Genomic DNA, 2,971 nt, shown 5'->3' on the forward strand with positions numbered 1-2,971 from the left:
CGCCCCGGGCGACGGCGGGCGCACCGGCCGCATCCTCCTCGAGCGCCGCGTCGATGCCACCGCCTACCGATGTGCACTCACCTGGGATGCCGACGGCGCCGTGACCGCACGGGCGGAGGGCCGTGAGCTGGTACTGACCCCCTCCACCGGAACGGGCCGCCTTGACGTCGTCCTCGCCTTCGAGCCCGTCTGTGGCCCGGGCGCGGACCTGTATGAGGCGCCCACCGCCACGCCCCAGGGAGTTGATGCCGTCTTCGACTCGGCCGTCGTCTTCTGGGAGGGCTACTGGAACCGCGGGGGCATGGTGGAGCTGGCCGGCTCCACTGACCCGCGCGCCGAGGAGTTGGAGCGGCGGATCGTCCTGTCCCAGTACCTGCTGCGTGCGGGCGGCGGTGGCCTCACCCCGCCGCAGGAGACCGGTCTCATGACCAACACATGGCGCGGCAAGTTCCACCTGGAGATGCACTGGTGGCACGCGGCCCAGTTCGCCGCCTGGGGACGGCCGGAAATCCTGGAGCGGTCCTTCGGGTGGTATCGGTCGGTGCTCGAATCAGCGCGGGCGACCGCCGCCGCCCAGGGCTACGCAGGCGCCCGTTGGCCCAAGGAGGTCGGCCCCGCCGGGCGCGAGGCCCCCGGGGACATCGGCCCCTTCATCATCTGGCAGCAGCCGCATCTGCTCTACCTGGCCGAACTGTGTTGGCACGCCCACGGCGCCCGGCCCGAGGCCGAGGCCCGTGCCGGGCGGGAACACCTGCTGGCCGAGGTGTGCGATCTGCTCGACGCCACGGCCGAGTTCATGGCCTCCTTCGTCGACATCACCGACGGCGTCGCCCACCTCGGCTCGCCCGTCATGCCCGCCCAGGAGTTCTATGACGCCGCCACGACCCGCGACCCCACCTTCGAACTCGCCTACTGGTGGTTCGGCCTCGAGCTGGCCCAGCGCTTCCGCACCCGCCGCGGCCTGAAACGCAACGAGGACTGGGACGCCGTCCAGGCGGCCCTGCCCACACCGGAACAGGTCGACGGACGCTATACCGCCGTCTCTGGCCAGCCCGAGGTGCGCACCGACGACCACCCGTCCTTCCTCCAGGCCCTCGGCTTCCTGCCGCCCACCCCGCTCATCGATCCGCAGATCATGAATGCGACCCTGGATTGGGTGCGCCAGACGTGGCGGTGGGACACGGCCTGGGGCTGGGACTTCCCGGTCATGGCCATGACCGCGACGCGGCTGGGCCGCCCCGCCGACGCCGTCGACCTCCTGCTGCAGGACGCCGTCAAGAACCGCTACGACGCCGTCGGCAATAATCCGGGTATCGGCTCGATGATCCCGCTGTACCTGCCAGGCAACGGGGGACTGCTGGCCGCCGTTTCCCTCATGGTGGCCGGCTGGGAGGGCTCCGGCCCTCAGCCGGGTTTTCCCGACGACGGCAGCTGGCGGATCCGTGCCGAGGAGCTCAGCGCCTGGCCCGCAGGCTGACCGCCATCCACCACCGCATAGAGACGAGAGACCAATGACGATCCTTCGCGACGACTTCATCTGGGGTGCCTCCACCGCGGGCCATCAGATCGAGGGGGACAACGTGGGCGCCGACTTCTGGGCCCTCGAGCACGCGCCTGCCGGCAGAATGCCCGAGAAGTCCGGCTCCGCCTGCGACTCCTTCCACCGCTATCGCGAGGACATCCGCCTGGCCGCCGAGGGCGGCCTCCGGGCCTACCGCTTCGGCATTGAGTGGGCCCGCATCGAGCCCGCCGACGGGGAGTTCTCCCGAGCGGCACTGCTGCACTACCGGGACATGATCGACGCCTGCCACGAGTACGGGCTCGAGCCGATCATCACCCTGCACCACTTCACCAGCCCGCTGTGGTTCACACTCGGCGGCGGCATTACTCGCAACGACGCCCCGGAGCGCTTCGCCGCCTACGTGCGCTATGTCAGCGAGGTCCTCCACGACGTGCGCTGGATCATCACCATCAATGAGCCCAATATTCTCAACCTCATGAGCGGGATGACCGCCATCATCGGCAAGACTCCGGAGGAGTTGCAGGAGCTTGCCGCCCGGGCGGCCGGAGCCGTGGAAGACAACGGCGGCGAGGCGGCGGGTGCGGGCGAAGCCGACGCGAGGGACGGCGCCGCAGATGATGCCGGCACCGCGGATCAGGCCGGCCCGGCGGCCACGACCGAGCGCATGGCCGCCCTGCCCGCACCGAACCTGGACCTCGCCGAGCGGATTATCGCCATGCACGCCGCCGCCCGGAAGGTGCTGCGCGAGGCGCTGCCGCAGGCCATGATCGGCTGGGCGCCGGCCGCCCAGGCGTTCACGCCGACGCCCGGCAACGAGGAGGTGTGGAAGACAGTCTTCCACCAATGGGAGGGCGTCTACTACGAGGCCAGCGCCGAGGACGACTTCATCGGCGTGCAGTCCTACACCTCCCAGCCGGTGGACGCCAACGGCCCGGTCCCCCACCCCGACTCTCCCGACAACACGCTCACCGGCTGGGCCTACCGGCCCGACGCCCTGGCCATCAACCTGCGCCGCCTGTGGCAGCTGTACCGCAAGCCCATGCTCGTCACCGAGAACGGCATCGCCACCGCCGACGACACCCGCCGCATCGCCTACACCACCGAGGCGCTGCGTGGCCTCATCCGTGCGGTCGCCGACGGCGCCGATGTGCGCGGCTACTGCCATTGGTCCCTGCTGGACAACTACGAGTGGGGCCGGTGGGAGCCGACCTTCGGGCTGATCGCCGTCGACCGCGAGCATGACTTCAAACGCACCCCCAAGCCCTCGCTGGCCTGGCTGGGGCGCATCGCCGCCGAGAACGCCGTCTCCCTCGAGCCCACCACCTAACCACCGCCCCTCACCGAAACCGGCACTAATAACACGCCGAAACCGGCACTTATGACGTGCCGAAACCGGCACAAATGACGTACCAGCACGAAGGAGTCCCCATGACCGCCATTCTCTTCGAC

Annotated in this window: 2 protein-coding genes; both read left to right on the top strand. The window is 70.0% G+C overall.

The genetic code is table 11. From position 1 onward, the window contains the following. On the top strand, positions 1 to 1,477 hold a 1,477-nt coding region (locus RWX45_RS05800; RefSeq protein WP_316022821.1), incomplete at its 5' end, for a hypothetical protein. A 34-nt stretch (positions 1,478 to 1,511) separates the two neighbouring features. After that, positions 1,512 to 2,849: a glycoside hydrolase family 1 protein gene (locus tag RWX45_RS05805; protein ID WP_316022822.1), complete on the top strand. Its 1,338-nt coding sequence runs from the start codon at positions 1,512 to 1,514 to the stop codon at positions 2,847 to 2,849. Positions 2,850 to 2,971: the final 122 nt, after the last annotated feature.

Source organism: Actinomyces sp. MRS3W, assembly GCF_032465695.1.
Lineage (GTDB): Bacteria > Actinomycetota > Actinomycetes > Actinomycetales > Actinomycetaceae > Actinomyces.